Origin of the sequence: Acinetobacter stercoris, assembly GCF_900323515.1 — a bacterium.
Lineage (GTDB): Bacteria > Pseudomonadota > Gammaproteobacteria > Pseudomonadales > Moraxellaceae > Acinetobacter > Acinetobacter stercoris.
Genome location: NZ_OOGT01000085.1, coordinates 1 through 15,257, shown reverse-complemented (window position 1 = coordinate 15,257; position 15,257 = coordinate 1). Strand labels below are relative to the sequence as shown.

General features: G+C 38.0%; 16 protein-coding genes. 9 read left to right on the top strand and 7 right to left on the bottom strand.

The features are described from left to right. Positions 1 to 138 precede the first annotated feature (138 nt). Entirely contained in the window at positions 139 to 891 is a 753-nt protein-coding gene (gene carO / locus KPC_RS10335; RefSeq protein WP_121974298.1) for an ornithine uptake porin CarO, read from the top strand. Positions 892 to 1,108: 217 nt separating this feature from the next. On the opposite strand, the gene KPC_RS10330 is transcribed toward carO, so the two are convergent. The 6 genes from KPC_RS10330 to KPC_RS10305 all read right to left on the bottom strand — a co-directional run bounded on the left by KPC_RS10330 (position 1,109) and on the right by KPC_RS10305 (position 6,631). Continuing rightward, the gene (locus tag KPC_RS10330) at positions 1,109 to 2,038 is read right to left on the bottom strand and encodes a CysB family HTH-type transcriptional regulator (RefSeq protein ID WP_121974297.1); all 930 of its coding nucleotides are present in this window, start codon (positions 2,036 to 2,038) and stop codon (positions 1,109 to 1,111) included. Positions 2,039 to 2,090: 52 nt separating this feature from the next. Next, positions 2,091 to 3,152 carry a sulfate/molybdate ABC transporter ATP-binding protein gene (locus KPC_RS10325; RefSeq protein ID WP_121974296.1) on the bottom strand — a complete coding sequence of 354 codons (1,062 nt, stop codon included), beginning with the start codon at positions 3,150 to 3,152 and terminating at the stop codon, positions 2,091 to 2,093. An 11-nt stretch (positions 3,153 to 3,163) separates the two neighbouring features. Further along, a complete protein-coding gene (gene cysW, locus KPC_RS10320) occupies positions 3,164 to 4,060 on the bottom strand; it encodes a sulfate ABC transporter permease subunit CysW (protein WP_121974295.1) in 897 nt (298 codons plus the stop codon). Further along, a complete protein-coding gene (gene cysT / locus KPC_RS10315; protein ID WP_121974294.1) occupies positions 4,057 to 4,890 on the bottom strand; it encodes a sulfate ABC transporter permease subunit CysT in 834 nt (277 codons plus the stop codon). Before cysT ends, cysW begins: the two co-directional genes overlap by 4 nt. 98 nt (positions 4,891 to 4,988) lie before the next feature. Further along, positions 4,989 to 5,603, bottom strand: coding sequence for an alpha/beta hydrolase (locus tag KPC_RS10310; RefSeq protein WP_121974293.1), 615 nt, complete (start codon positions 5,601 to 5,603; stop codon positions 4,989 to 4,991). A gap of 20 nt (positions 5,604 to 5,623) precedes the next feature. After that, on the bottom strand, positions 5,624 to 6,631 hold the full coding sequence (locus KPC_RS10305) for a sulfate ABC transporter substrate-binding protein (RefSeq protein ID WP_121974292.1): 1,008 nt from the start codon (positions 6,629 to 6,631) through the stop codon (positions 5,624 to 5,626). A 161-nt stretch (positions 6,632 to 6,792) separates the two neighbouring features. On the opposite strand from KPC_RS10305, the gene pabC reads away from it, so the two are divergent. The 6 genes from pabC to KPC_RS10275 all read left to right on the top strand — a co-directional run bounded on the left by pabC (position 6,793) and on the right by KPC_RS10275 (position 11,098). Next, positions 6,793 to 7,626, top strand: a complete 834-nt coding sequence (gene pabC / locus KPC_RS10300; RefSeq protein ID WP_121974291.1) for an aminodeoxychorismate lyase — start codon at positions 6,793 to 6,795, stop codon at positions 7,624 to 7,626. Then, positions 7,607 to 8,674 carry an endolytic transglycosylase MltG gene (mltG, locus tag KPC_RS10295; RefSeq protein ID WP_121974290.1) on the top strand — a complete coding sequence of 356 codons (1,068 nt, stop codon included), beginning with the start codon at positions 7,607 to 7,609 and terminating at the stop codon, positions 8,672 to 8,674. Before pabC ends, mltG begins: the two co-directional genes overlap by 20 nt. A 12-nt stretch (positions 8,675 to 8,686) precedes the next feature. Beyond that, positions 8,687 to 9,286: a dTMP kinase gene (gene tmk, locus KPC_RS10290; protein WP_121974289.1), complete on the top strand. Its 600-nt coding sequence runs from the start codon at positions 8,687 to 8,689 to the stop codon at positions 9,284 to 9,286. Between the two features lie 64 nt (positions 9,287 to 9,350). Next, complete coding sequence (locus KPC_RS10285) at positions 9,351 to 9,767, top strand: PaaI family thioesterase (protein ID WP_121974288.1); 417 nt, start codon at positions 9,351 to 9,353, stop codon at positions 9,765 to 9,767. A gap of 116 nt (positions 9,768 to 9,883) precedes the next feature. Further along, positions 9,884 to 10,270: a hypothetical protein gene (locus KPC_RS10280; RefSeq protein ID WP_121974287.1), complete on the top strand. Its 387-nt coding sequence runs from the start codon at positions 9,884 to 9,886 to the stop codon at positions 10,268 to 10,270. A 9-nt stretch (positions 10,271 to 10,279) separates the two neighbouring features. Next, a complete protein-coding gene (locus tag KPC_RS10275; protein WP_121974286.1) occupies positions 10,280 to 11,098 on the top strand; it encodes an AraC family transcriptional regulator in 819 nt (272 codons plus the stop codon). Between the two features lie 143 nt (positions 11,099 to 11,241). Here the strand turns inward: KPC_RS10275 and nadB are convergent, their stop codons facing one another. Continuing rightward, positions 11,242 to 12,879 (bottom strand): L-aspartate oxidase, encoded by a 1,638-nt coding sequence (gene nadB / locus KPC_RS10270; RefSeq protein ID WP_121974285.1) that lies wholly within the window; start codon positions 12,877 to 12,879, stop codon positions 11,242 to 11,244. Between the two features lie 310 nt (positions 12,880 to 13,189). Here nadB and KPC_RS10265 point away from each other — a divergent pair, with 310 nt between their 5' ends. Both KPC_RS10265 and KPC_RS10260 read left to right on the top strand, forming a co-directional pair. After that, positions 13,190 to 14,575: a Do family serine endopeptidase gene (locus tag KPC_RS10265; RefSeq protein ID WP_121974284.1), complete on the top strand. Its 1,386-nt coding sequence runs from the start codon at positions 13,190 to 13,192 to the stop codon at positions 14,573 to 14,575. 178 nt (positions 14,576 to 14,753) lie between these two features. Beyond that, the gene (locus KPC_RS10260) at positions 14,754 to 15,203 is read left to right on the top strand and encodes an acyl-CoA thioesterase (RefSeq protein WP_121974283.1); all 450 of its coding nucleotides are present in this window, start codon (positions 14,754 to 14,756) and stop codon (positions 15,201 to 15,203) included. The last annotated feature ends 54 nt before the right edge of the window (positions 15,204 to 15,257 follow it).

Sequence of the window (15,257 nt, the reverse complement as noted above, 5' to 3'; positions counted from 1 at the left end):
GTAATATGTATTTGTATCAAAAAATAACAAAAAACAATCATTTTTTTAATTTAGTAATATTTAATATCGCTTAATATTTACTCACAGCTAAACACAACGAATGATTAAAGAACAAACTCAATTATTGAGGAGATATAAATGAAAGTGTTAAAACTATTGGTCGTTTCTTCTGCATTATCTGCAATTGCAGGCACAGCAATGGCAGATTCTTCAGTAGTTCAAGAAAAATGGGCTTTTGACAAAAATCAACTTATCCCTTCAGGTGTTCGTGTGGAAGGTGGTATGACTGGTTATGGTGGTGCGATTTTATGGCAACCATCTCCGCTTGTAGGACTTGCACTCGGTTATAACGGTGGTGAAGTTTCTTGGAGAGATAGCCTTAAAGTTGATGGCACAAAATATGACATCAAAATGGATAACAGCACAACCTATTTAAATGCTGAGATTCGTCCATGGGGTAATAGTCAAAACCGTTGGGCTCAGGCAGTTTATATCCCTGTAGGCGTAGCTTATTTAGACAATGATTATGATCTAAAGCAAAACGTATCAGGTAGCACACGTATTAAAATTGACAATGGTTTCTATGCCTCTGCAGATGGTAGTAATGCAAGTGTACGTGGTAAATTGAAATATGCGAATACTTTTGCTCCTTATGTCGGTTTAGGTTTTTCACCTAAAATCAACAAAAATTGGGGAGTGTTTGGTGAAATCGGTGCATATTACACAGATAATCCAGTTGTAGAGTTGTCTGCTACTGATAATTTAATTCCTGTAGATGGTACAACTAGACCTACAGATCAGGCTCTTAAAAATTCAGCTTACAAGATTGAAAACAAAAATCAGTATGAATGGATGCCTTCTGCGAAGTTAGGTGTTAGCTATAACTTCTAAGCATTCATTCCTAAATAGAAAAACGAGCTTCGGCTCGTTTTTTTATATTTAAACATGGATTAAAGTCATATATAGATGTTGCACGGAATAAAAAATATAAAAGTTAATTGCTTACAGGTTGATTATACGAATAAAAATCATCAGAACTTTTTTAAATTAATATAAAAAACATCATGCAACTGTTGAAGCTGTATGATGTTTTTTAAAGAGTTTAGATTTAGTCTTCAGGATACGCCGCTTTTTTTAATGCTTTGATGTCAGCTTTAGGTGCACATTGTGAAATGAACTCATAGCCATAACCTCGTAACAAATGACCTTTACGTACAGCAATCCATGTTGTATTGACACCAAAAATATCAGTACGGATCTGTTTCAAACGATGGTCACGTTCTGGATCGTAAGCAACATCATGCACAATACCTACTCCCATGCCTAGTTCAACATAGGTTTTAATAACATCAGCATCAAGAGCGGACATTACGATATCAGCATCAATACCAGCATTCTCAAATGCTTTATCGATTTTTGAACGTCCAGTAAAACCACCATGGTAGGTGATAATCGGATACTCTGCCAATCTCTCTAAAGTGATTTCTTTAGGTGAAAGCCTGGTTAAGGGATGATCTTGTGGTGTAATGATACTATGTTGCCAGTTATAAAATGATACGCTCGCAAGGTTATCTTCTGTCGTTAAAGATTCTGTTGCAATACCAATATCCGCCACACCTAAAAGGAGCATTTCAGCAATTTCAACAGGGCTTGCCTGTTGTAAAACCAAATGAACTTTAGGAAACAGTTTTTTAAAGGCATTTACAATCGGTGGTAGCACATAACGGGCCTGGGTATGTGTTGTTGCAATTGTTAAAGTGCCTTCGTCAACCTTGTTAAAGTCATCTGCCAGACGCTTGATATTGTCAGCATCAATCAGCATTCGCTCAACGATACTTAATAAAGCCTCGCCAGGTTCTGTTAAACCGAGTAATCGTTTACCTTTACGAACGAACAGTTGAACACCCAACTCATCTTCAAGATCTTTAATATGCTTACTTACACCAGATTGAGAGGTATAAAGTGCAGCTGAAGCTTCAGTCAGGTTATAGTTTTGTCGAACGGTTTCACGAATGATTCTTAATTGCTGAAAGTTCATGATTATAGATACCTCAAATATGGATGTGTATTACACACATCCCAATGTCCTTTTACGCGACTTGATTCGCAAATAAATGTAAAGTTGATGCACTAATCCATACAATCTGATTAGGTCTAAATTGGTGTAATTTCACTTGTTCAGGATTTAATGTAATTTCGATCAATTGTCCTTCCCGATCTTGTAATTCTGCAACGACTTTTCCTGCAATCCATACTTCTCTTAAGAAAGTTGCCTGAATTGCATTCTCCGTAGGTTCCGCATGAATTTGTAGCTCATTTGGGCGAGCAAATGCAATGACTTTACCTTGTAACGTAGTCTGGTTTGCTGGTAACCGAATACGATCCTCTCCGATCTGGATAATGCCTTGTTGACTTTCTCCTTCAAAACGATTGGCTTGACCGAGGAAATCAAAAACAAATGGCGTTGCAGGTTTTTCGTAAACTTCACGAGGAGAACCAATTTGTTCGATATTACCTTTATTCATGACCACAATTTGGTCAGCAACTTCTAAAGCTTCTTCCTGATCATGTGTTACAAAAATAGAAGTAATATGCAATTCGTCATGCAAGGTGCGTAACCAGCGACGAAGCTCTTTACGTACTTTTGCATCTAGAGCGCCGAATGGTTCATCTAAAAGAAGAACACGTGGTTCAACAGCGAGTGCACGAGCCAAGGCAATACGTTGACGTTGTCCACCAGAAAGCTGGGCAGGGTAGCGATCAGCCAGAAAGCCAAGTTGAACAAGATCAAGCAGGCGCGTAACACGTTTTTTAATTTCAGATTCACTAGGGCGAGTTGCACGTGGACGGACACGCAAACCAAATGCGACATTGTCATAGACTGTCATATGGCGAAACAGTGCATAATGCTGGAATACAAAACCAACCTGACGTTCACGAACATGAACATTGGTTGCATCGTTGCCCTCAAGAATGACTTTACCGGCATCAGCAGATTCTAGACCAGCAATGATACGAAGCAATGTTGTTTTACCACAACCAGATGGTCCAAGTAAGGCAACAAGCTGTCCATCAGGAAAATCTAGTGTAATGTCGTTGAGTGCATGGAATGCACCAAAGTGTTTTTCAATATTTTTAACTTGAATACTCATGAGGTCATTCCTTAAGAAACTGTTGATGCGTTAGTGTCTGGTTTAGCTTGCTTTTCTTGGCGTGATTCAACCCATGTTTTTAAAATCAAGGTCACAATCGCAAGTAAGGCCAAAAGTGATGAAACAGCAAAAGCGGCACTAAAGGTATATTCGTTATATAAAATCTCTACATGTAATGGCAGGGTATTGGTTTCACCTCGGATATGTCCTGAAACAACTGATACCGCACCAAACTCACCCATTGCGCGGGCATTACATAGAATGACACCATATAGCAAACCCCATTTAATATTTGGAAGTGTAACTTTCCAGAAGGTTTGCCAGCCAGAAGCACCTAAAACAATAGCTGCCTCTTCTTCTTCTGTACCTTGTGCTTCCATGAGTGGAATGAGCTCACGTGCAACAAATGGTACAGTAATGAAAACTGTCGCCAGAACGATAGCTGGTGTTGCATAAAGAATCTTGATGTCATGCTCACTTAGCCATTCACCTAACCAGCCTTGTGTGCCAAAAATCAGCACTAGCATTAAACCAGCAATAACAGGTGAGACGGAAAAAGGCATATCAATAACTGTGGTTAAAATGGATTTACCACGAAATTGATATTTAGCTACACACCATGCTGCGGCTATACCGAAAACAACGTTCAAAGGCACTGCAATCGCTGCTGTTAATAGTGTAAGTTTGACTGCTGATAAGGTATCAGGAGTAGTTAATGCACTAAGATAAACCTGTATCCCTTCCTTAAATGCCTCAACAAAAACCAGAATGAGTGGCAGAATCAGACAACTTAAAAAGAAGATCAGGGCGATGGTTAATAATAGATACTTCACCCAAGCAGGTTCACGTGTTGCATCACGTGATTGGAGCTTGTCTGCAAGTTCATTACTGTTGGTGATTAAACTCATCGTGCTGTTCTCCCTGTACGGCGAGTTGCCCAAGCTTGAATCAGGTTAATTAAAAATAAGATGGCAAAGGAAATAACTAACATAACCACAGCAATGGTTGTTGCACCTGCATAATCATATTCTTCTAAACGGGAAATAATCATCAAAGGTGAAATTTCAGTTTTAAAGGGTTGATTTCCTGCAATAAAAATTACAGAACCATATTCACCTACACCACGAGCAAATGCTAAAGCAAAACCAGTGAGTAGAGCAGGGAATAAAATTGGTAAAATAATTTTGCTAACGATCTGCAAGCGGTTTGCACCAAGTGCTGAAGCTGCTTCTTCGAGTTCTGTTTCGACATCGGCAAGTACTGGTTGAACTGTACGTACAACAAAAGGAATGCCAATGAAAATCAGTGCCAAAGTAATCCCGATCGGAGTATAGGCAACTTTGATACCGAGAGGTTCTAAATATTGTCCAATCCAGCCCGTAGATGCATACAAAGAAGTCAATGCTATACCTGCAACCGCAGTCGGCAAGGCAAAAGGTAAATCAACTAAAGCATCTACAATCTTTTTACCTGGAAATGAGTACCGGACTAAGCACCAAGCGAGAAGTAGACCAAATATGACATTGATAAATGCAGCAAGAAGTGCTGTCGTAAAACTCAGTTGCAAAGATTTTAAAATACGTTCTGAGCTTAGAATTTCCCATAATCCATCCCAGCCGATTCCTAAGGATTTAATAAAAACGGCTGAAAGAGGAATCAGGACAATTAAAGACAAATACGCTAGGGTAAAGCCTAATGAAAGACCAAATCCAGGCAGCACTCGGGATCGCTGCGACATAGTAATATCCTCAAAATGAGAAAGCTTACTCAAATAGGGTAAGCGAATAAATTTAAAAACATTTTTTCAAAAGTGAAGCCAAGAATAAATTCTGCGACTCAAATTGCAAATTTGAAAAACAACTTTCCATCATCAATTCTATTGATATGAGACGCTGTATTTTCAGTAGATTCATCAATAATATGATTAAAAATCTCTGGGAAAGGACCAAATCCAGATGCAACGTTGACATGTCCAACCTGACCTAAATTGATAGGTTGAGTTTTCCATGCATATGCAAGTTCTTTTGCATCGTTAAAGCTTAGCCAAGGATCATTTTCACTGATTAACATCTCTGTTGGGACATTTAGTTTGAGTGAATGAAAGTAATCCTTGTAATTTTTAGCACTGTCTCTTGCAAAGCCAGACTCACCAAAGCGCTCAGGGTTGGCTGGAGCAACTAGCACCATTTTTTTTATCCGATGAGTGAGCTCTGGATATTGATTGAGTGCTGCAATGCTGGTTAGACAGCCAAAGCTGTGAGCTACGATTTGGACAGGGGTAGATGTTGACTGAACTGTTTCCAAAAAAGCACTGATCCAGTTTTGTAGAATAGGTAAATTCCAGTCATTTTGTTCAACGCGAGAGCATGACATAAGCTGTCTTTGCAACCAAGATTGCCAGTGTTCGTGTTCACTACCGCCAACACCTGGAACAATTACAGTATGAATCATGTCGATGCTCCCTCAATTAATTATTTTGCACTGTTTGCTTTCACGATTTGATCAAAAATGCCACCATTATCAAAATGTTGTTTTTGCACTTTAGACCAGCCACCAAACTCTTTATCAATCGTCACCAGTTTCAAAGGTTTAAAAGTAGAACTATATTTCTTTAATACAGCCTGATTGCGTGGACGATAGAAGTTTTTAGCAGCGATTGTTTGACCAGCAGGTGAATATAAATAGTTCAAGTATGCTTTTGCCAGGTTTTCATTACCGTCTTTTTTTACATTCTTTTCAACGATAGCCACTGGTGGCTCCGCTAAAATGGAAAGTGATGGTGTAATAATTTCGAATTTACCCGGTTGTTCACGTACGGCTAAATATGCTTCATTTTCCCAAGCAAGTAGTACGTCACCAATACCACGTTCAGCAAATGTGGTGGTTGCACCACGTGCACCAGAGTCAAGCACTTTTGTTTGCTTATATATTTGACGTACAAAGTCTTGAGCTTTTGCATCAGAACCATATTTATGTTTTGCCCATGCCCAGGCACCGAGATAATTCCAGCGTGCACCACCAGAAGTTTTTGGGTTCGGTGTAATAATTTCTACACCAGATTTTACTAAATCATTCCAGTCTCTGATTTGTTTTGGATTACCTTTACGTACAAGAAAAACAATGGTCGATGTATATGGTGTTGAGTTTTGAGGGAATTTCGATTGCCAGTTTTTAGGGAGTAAATCAGTTTTTTCTGCAATAGCATCAATATCGGCAGCCAATGCCAGAGTCACTACATCAGCTTTTAAACCATCAATGACCGCACGGGCCTGTTTGCCTGAACCACCGTGTGATTGTTTAAAGTTAATATCTTGTCCTGTACTTTTTTTCCAATACGCACCAAACTGTTTGTTAAAATCATCGTATAATTCACGTGTTGGATCATAAGAAACGTTTAAAAAGTCTCTAGCAGCGAAAGTTACGGAAGATACTGATACTAGCGCTGCTAATACCCCGATTTTTAAATGCTTAAGGTTCATTCTATTCCTCAAAATTTTTTAAGTTCGTTTACATGGCTGTAGAATAGCGCTGCTTACTATCCATAAAAAATAATAAAAAACGAATTCTATATGAATAAATGAGAAATAGGTTGCTTTAATATTTGGCAAAACTTTTTGAAAGTGAAAGGTAAATCTAAAAAATGAGAAGTTTTAAAAATGCGGAACCATTACATAATGTTCCTATATTGGATCGAGCTTTTCATTATGGAGATGGCATATTTACTACTGCACGGTTTCATCGAGATATATTGGAACTTGAGGAGCGGCATTGGCTGCGGCTGAAAAGTGGTGCAGAGCGTTTATTTTTGAATTTTGATTTTGCATTGATTTTTAAGAGTATTGAACAATTACGTTCAGAATTTCAGCGTTTAAATGGAACATTGAAAATCATCATCAGTCGAGGTGAGGGAGATCGAGGATATGCGATTCCAGATCATCCAGCTGATGTCTATGTATTGTTTTATCCTAAGTCAGAAGCTGAACATCAGATAGAAATCATAGAAAGTGGTCTGTTATCTCAAGCAATTGGATTATCAATGCCGAGTCTGGTAGGACTCAAAAGTTTAAATCGTCTAGAACAGGTCTTGCTCAAGAATGAAGCTTTAACGCACGGATGGCAAGAGGCTTTGGTCAGTGATGTGCAAGGTGCAATTGTTGAAGGTGTGAGCAGTAATTGTTTTATTAAAATAAATAAGCAGTGGATTACTCCCGATCTTCGTTATAATGGTGTGCATGGGGTTATGCGAGCTGAAATTCTATCTCGTATGCAACAAGCAAATATTGATTGCCAGCAACGTTTGATCAAGACTGATGAACTCAAGTGTATAGAAAGCTTATTTTTCTGTAATGCACTCAGTCCGATGAAAGCGGTGCAAAAAATTGGTCATCATTTGCTAGATATTCAACCTTGCACAGCGTTATTCAGAACCTTGCAATTAGATCAGTTAAGTCACTATGCCAACAGCGAAACCTAAAGCTAAAAAGCCTGCAAATAAATCTACAAAAAAAAGTGCTCCAAAGCGCTCTAACAGAGGCATTTTGATCGGAAGCATTGTTGTTTTGGTCATTTGTACCATTATTTTAAAAATGAGTTTATTTAAAAACTATCCTGTAGATGGCAAGAAACAGATGCTTGCTATTAATACAGGAGAAACGTATACAGGTTTTATTGAACAGCTTGCCAAAGACAATAAAGTAGATTTTCCTGTCATTTTAAAAATCTATCGTAAAGTTTTCATTCATGACACTTTGAAAGCAGGTGTGTATGAAGTCCGTCAGGGTATGAACATGCGTCAAGTTTTGGAAATGATTTCCAATGTTGATAATGCTGAAATGATACGCGTGCAAGTCATCGATGGAACAACTTTTAAAACACTACAGGAACGTTTGAAAAAAGATCCTTTAGTGACAAAATCTGTAGTGAATTTGCCTACAGCACAAATGATGAAAGAACTGGAAATCCCTTATAGTCATCCTGAAGGGCTGTTTGCACCAAATACTTATTTTTATGGTAAAGGTGAATCTGACAAAAAAATCTTGCTGGATTTATATAAGCGCCAAATGAAAATTCTGGATGAGGCATGGGCAAAACGTGCAGCTGATTTACCTTATAGAGATAAATATGAAGCATTAATTATGGCTTCTATTATCGAAAAGGAAACTAGTCTGGAAAATGAGCTTAATCAGGTTTCTGGAGTATTTGTACGTCGTCTTAAACTGGGTATGCGCTTGCAGACAGATCCTACAGTCATCTATGGTATGGGGGATAAATATCAAGGCAAGATTACTAAGAATGATCTACGTACTCCAACCGCTTATAACACTTATACAATAAATGGACTACCTCCTACACCGATTGCTTTGCCAGGCAAAAAAGCAATTGAAGCTGCTATGCATCCAGATAACTCTGATAATGTTTATTTTGTAGCAACTGGTAATGGTGGTCATAAATTTACTTCAAATTTACAAGATCATAATCGTGCAGTTCAGGAATATATTTCTGTAATGCGATCAAAAAATTAAGAGTTTTAACATATGTTTATCAGTTTTGAAGGTACTGAAGGGGTGGGTAAAACCACGTTGATCCGCAAACTACATGACTATTATATAGAGCAAGGTAAAGAAGTCGTTTTGACCCGAGAGCCTGGTGGAACTCCATTGGCAGAACAAATCCGTTCACTATTATTGTCAGTAAATCATGATGAAAAAATGAATAGTGATACAGAGTTGTTATTGATGTATGCGGCACGTGCCCAGCATTTGCAGCAGGTGATCATGCCTGCCTTGAATGCTGGAAAAATTGTGTTATGTGATCGTTTTGTTGACTCAAGTTATGCCTATCAATGTGCTGGTCGGGGTTTAAGCAAGCAAAAGCTTAAATTGTTAAATGAGCATTTTGTTGAAAAAATGCCTGATGTGACTTTCTGGCTGGATGCTCCAATAGAACTCGGCATGAATCGGGCACGTGAACGTGGAGCACTGGACCGCTTTGAACAGGAAAAAGTCAGTTTTTTTGAAAAAGTTCGCTCAGGTTTTGCTGAAATTTATCGAATTGAGCCAGATCGTATGAGACGTTTAGATGCAACACAAACACCTGAAAAAGTATTTGAAGATGCACTGGGGTGTCTAAAATAAAGACTAGGTTTGTGCAGGATGTTTCGTTATTCTTAAATCATCATGGATGTGATGATTTAGGAAAATGAAAAGTAATAAGTCAGAAATAATCGAATTTTTAAAACAAGAATTTCCGCAAAGTTTAAAAAAGTGTGAAATCGAAGAAGTTTCGGATAAAAGTGCTATTGTGCTTTATCACATTGATCAATCAGATCTTAGACCAGGAGGCACTGTTTCAGGTCCAACCATGATGACAGTTGCTGATTATGCTTTATACATAGCGATATTAGGTGAAATCGGTATTGTTGGCTTGGCCGTAACTACTAATCTAACCATCAATTTTTTACAGAAACCAGAGGCTAATAAAGATATACGTGGTGTATGTAAGCTAATGAAAGTCGGAAAGGTTCTGGTTGTTGGCGATGTTTGGCTCTACTCCGAAGGAAGTAATCAACCAATTGCACATGTTGTAGGGACATACTCGATACCACCGAAGCGCTAACTTAAGTTGTTGATCTAAATTTGGCTGGAATACACGATATATTGGCCGAATGACATAATGTGGTCAGAATGAAATTGATAAATAATGATAAGTATTCTTATTTAAAGGTGTTTACCATGTTTATTAAAGAGACCGATCAATTTCCTGTTATTCGTGTAAGTTACCAACCTCAAGATTCCATTCCTGTTAAGGATAATCTAGAGATTTATGAATCATTGTTAGATAAAGAACAAAACTTCGTTTTCGTAAGTCAGGGGCAATTTCCAGAAGCTGAGCCAAATCATGAAGAGCGGAAAATTGTTGCAGCGTGGGTAAAACAAAAACGTGAAATTTTAACCCAATATGTAAAAGCTCTGGTACATATTGAACCAAATGAGCAAATACGACTAGCTGAACAGAAGTTTGCAAATAATTTTATTAAATTTTCTGGTTATCCTATGTTTATTGTTGAAAATGAGAAACAAGCAGATCAAATAATCAATTCAGTACTCAAGCTACATTGATTATAACTTATGATTAAAAATGAAGCGTCTTTTTTGGTAGATATACTGGATAGATCAGTGATTGTGATCAAGATACAAGAGCAAGTTCCAGATTGGGAACTTGCTTTACATCATCATGCTAAAAGCCAGCTTTTAATCACTTTTAGTGGATTAATTACGGTTGAAACACAATCTGGTATCTGGATCGTACCACCAAATAATGCACTCTGGATCCCAGCTGGAGTTGAACATCAAGCTTCTTGTTTTGGATATTCTTCAGGATATGTCGTGTTTATTCATCCAAAATTTGATTATGGAATAGATCGACAGTGCAGTATGTACCATACAACAGATTTTTTGAATGCTTTAGTAAAAAGAACAGGATTGATTGATCATGCATATACTTCGCAAGAAGATGAACGTTTAATGCAATGCTTGATTGATGAGATCCGTAAAGCTCCTCAGCAAGTTTTTCATTTACCTATGACTCAAGAGTATCCACTTAAAACTGTTACCACTCATTTAATTAAATATCCTGAACAAAATCTTTCACTTAAAAATTGGGCAGAAATGTGCTGTATGAGTGAACGTAGTTTAACACGTGCTTTTTCTCGTAAAATGAATATGAGTATTAATCAGTGGCGAAGACGATTACACATTTTGTTAGCCCTACAATGGCTGAATGAAGGTAAAACCGTACATCAAATTTCAATTGATTTAGGATATGACAGTGATACCTCCTTTATTGTGATGTTTAAGCAAATTATGCATATGTCTCCAAAAAAATATTTAGAGAAACATCAACAACCTATTGAAGAAAATAATGAAGCTAAAGACTTTACTATTTAAAAGATAACTAGATATTTCAATCAACATCTACTAAAAATTGACTTTATACGCTTAAACTAGTATCCCAAGTATCATCACTTTCTAAACTTAAGACAAATTAACAAAAAAGCCAGAAAATAAATTTCTGGCTTTTTTTGATCATCTTATGCATTAACCAGAGGTTGTTCAACTTCAAAATTAGGAGGTGTCAGAACTGTTTTGCGTAATTCTGAAGCAAGCTCTGGATAGTCTAGGGTATAGTGTAAACCACGAGACTCTTTACGCTGCATAGCACAGCGTACAATCATTTCAGACACAAGTACCAGATTACGTAACTCGATCAGGTTTTTGCTCACGTGATAGTCCTGATAATATTCAGTAATTTCACGCTTTAACATTTCTATACGGTGTAAAGCACGCTCCAGACGTTTTGTCGTGCGTACGATCCCGACATAATTCCACATGGTCTGGCGAAGCTCATCCCAGTTTTGCAGAATTACGACATCTTCGTCTGGATTGTCAACCTGTGTAGCATCCCAGACAGGAACATCGGGTAGGGTAAATTCAGCCTCGAATTTATTTTCAATATCCTTTGCAGCGCTCATACCATAGACAAAGCATTCGAGTAGAGAATTACTCGCCATACGGTTGGCACCATGCAATCCTGTATAAGAGGTTTCACCTATGGCATAAAGACCTGTAATGTCGGTTTGGCTATTTTCATCCACGACCACACCACCACATGTATAGTGTGCAGCAGGAACAACAGGGATCATTTCTTTGGTGATATCAATTCCGAGTTCCATCAAGCGCGCATAGAGTGTAGGAAAGTGTTCTTTTACAAACTCAGCCGGTTTATGAGTTATATCTAACCAAACATGGCGGATGCCCAGACGTTTGATTTCATAATCAATTGCGCGTGCAACGATGTCACGTGGGGCTAATTCTGCACGCTCATCAAACCGTAACATAAAACGCTCACCATCAGGAAGGCGTAAATATGCACCTTCTCCACGCATGGCTTCTGTAATCAAAAATGAGCGAGCCTGTGGATGATATAAACAAGTTGGATGGAATTGGTTAAATTCCATATTTGCAACACGGCATCCAGCACGGTATGCCATTGCAATTCCATCACCAGTCGCAATATCCGGGTTTGAAGTATATAGATAAGCTTTCATTGCTCCACCACAAGCAAGTGCAGTAAAAGGGGCAAGGAAAGTATGCACATTTTCAGTCTTTTCATCTAAAGCATACAAGCCTACAGCACGATTTTCTTGTTCTAAATGGCCTAGCTTATGCGTAGTAATAATATCAATGGCAATAAAATTTTCAAAAATATGAATATTTTCTTTTTGCTTTGCCTGTTCGACCAATGTTGTTGAAATGGCTTTTCCTGTTGCATCAGCTGAATGGATGATACGGCGTTTGGAATGACCACCTTCACGAGTAAGATGTAGTTGCTGTTTTTCATCCAGGGTAAATTGCACGCCATGTTTCAGCAGAAAATCTACGGAAGGTTTACCTCCTTCTACAGTATGCTTAACAGCATCTCGTTCACATAAATGAGCACCTGCAATCATAGTGTCATGTATATGTTGTTCAATAGAATCGCTTTCATCAAGAACAGCAGCAACACCCCCCTGTGCATAGAATGTACTTGCATCGGTCAGATTGGATTTTGCTAAAACGGCAATATTGAAATGATCTGGTAGCGATAAGGCTAAACTTAGACCTGCACCGCCACTCCCCACGATAATCACATCAAAACGATGTGTAAGGGTAAAATTAGACATGGGCATCAGCTAATTTAAAAACGTCTGATAATCAGACGCTTTTTTATAACAAAAGGCAATAGCAAAACGTCTGAGTTTTTAGTCGAATTTTCAATAAGTGATTTATCTGCTATTTTAAAGTTTAATTGACATGAGATATGGTTTGGAAAATAGTCAAAATTCTCTCATTACGACTGAATAGAATGATCAATCAGCTATTGAGGAGTAAGGTATTGTTTTGTAAATTATAATCAACATATTATTACGAAATTATAAAGCAGTTTGTGTTACAAACAATTTCTAAGATTTAAATCAATTACATGTGGGTTTGTGGTTCATGAATAGTCGCGTTTTACAAAAGGGAATGTATGCTGCTGTCTTTACTGTAGCTGCAACACATTCACAAGCATCAGCACCTGTTGATTTTTCTAATTTGGTAGAACAGGTAAGTCCAGCAGTCGTTAGTGTGAGTGTCGTTAAAAAGATGTCACAGGAAGAGCTTTTACAACAGCAAGTTCCTGAGATATTGAAACGATTCTTTGGTAATCAAATCATTATTCCCCAGCAGCAAGCACCGCAAGAAAAAACTGCTTATGGAAGTGCTTTTTTTATCAGTAAAGATGGATACTTACTTACTAACCACCATGTGGTTGAAGATGCTTCTAAAATTACGATTACATTAAATGACCGTCGAGAGTTTGATGCTCAACTGGTCGGTAGTGATAAACGGACAGATGTTGCCGTGCTAAAAGTAACCGGTTCTAGTTTTCCATCCCTTAGAACAGGCAATGTTGATCAGCTTAAAGTTGGTGAGCCAGTATTGGCTATCGGTTCACCATTTGGCTTTGACTATTCTGCTTCGGCGGGAATTGTAAGTGCAAAATCACGTAATATGTTAGGTGAAAACTCTGTACCATTTATTCAGACAGATGTTGCGTTAAATCCTGGAAACTCAGGGGGACCACTGTTTAATCAGCGTGGTGAGGTCGTTGGCGTAAACTCGCGTATCTTTAGTGGTACGGGAGGATATATGGGCTTATCATTCTCCATTCCAATTGACGTTGCGATGGACGTTGCTGAGCAAATTAAAAAGAATGGTAAGGTTACTCGCTCATATCTTGGTGTGATGCTTCAGGATATCGACCGTAATTTGGCAGATGCTTATAATCTCCCAAAACCTGAGGGTTCTCTTATTACTCAGGTTGCACCAAATTCGCCAGCAGCGAAAGCTGGGTTCAAAGCAGGGGATGTTATTTTAAAATATAATGGTTCACCTATTTCCCGTACTGGTGATTTACTCAATTATTTGAATCGTACCTTGCCAAATCAAACGATTCAGCTTGAAGTATTGCGTGATAATAAACCAAGAAATATTTCTGCAACCCTCACAACTTCTCCAGATGATACTCCAGCTCCGGCATCTGCTGCTGCCAAGAAAAAACAGGGTCCTGTTCTAGGTATGGCGATTCGTAATCTGGCTCAAAGTGAGCTTAGTCGTTTGGGTATTCAAGGTGGTATTTATGTCGAAGATGTGACATATGGTGGTTTAGCAGCACAGTCACGTGTTATGCCTGGAGATGTCATTCTGCAGGTGAATAATAAGAAAATTAATAATAGTAATGACTTTACTGAAGCAGTATCAGGTTTGAAAAAGGGAACAGTTGCCAGACTGGCAATTATCCGTCAGGGACAACATGGTATGATTGGGCTTCGTATTCAGTAAACTGAAGTTCTGAAAAACCACTCGCAAAGAGTGGTTTTTTTGATTGTATACAGATTTAATTATTTTGTGGTTTTTTCAAGATTTTATAATCAATCAAATCGGGATTAGTCTTGAATGGAATTAGAAAAGAAGGTACAGCTTCACCTATAATAAAGATAGTATTTAAAAGGATAATTCTGTGAGTGATATATTTGAGCTTAAATTGAAGGTACAGCCTGAACATATTGATGCACTTGGTCATGTCAATAATGTCATCTATGTGCAATGGATGCAGGATGTTGCATCGGCACAAGTTGAATATCTTGGTTTAGGACTGGAACAGTACCTTGAGCTTAAGCATGCCATGGTTGCTGTTGAACATCATGTGCAATATCGAAAAGCAGCCTTGTTAGGAGATGACGTCATTTTACGGACATGGTTAAGTGATATTAATGCATTATATTCATTCCGCGAATATGTTTTTTACCGTCCTCAGGATCAGTCAATATTATTTGTTGCCAATACCAAGTGGGCTTGTGTAGAGATTGCAACAGGTCGTCCTAAGCGAATGTCTCCAACATTCACTCAAGCATATCAACCATTATCTAAAAATATTGACCCTTTAGATTTTAGTAAGAGTATGCTCTAAAAAATATTATTTTTTTAACTGATCAATTTTTCATTAATGTTAAGAAAATAAGGT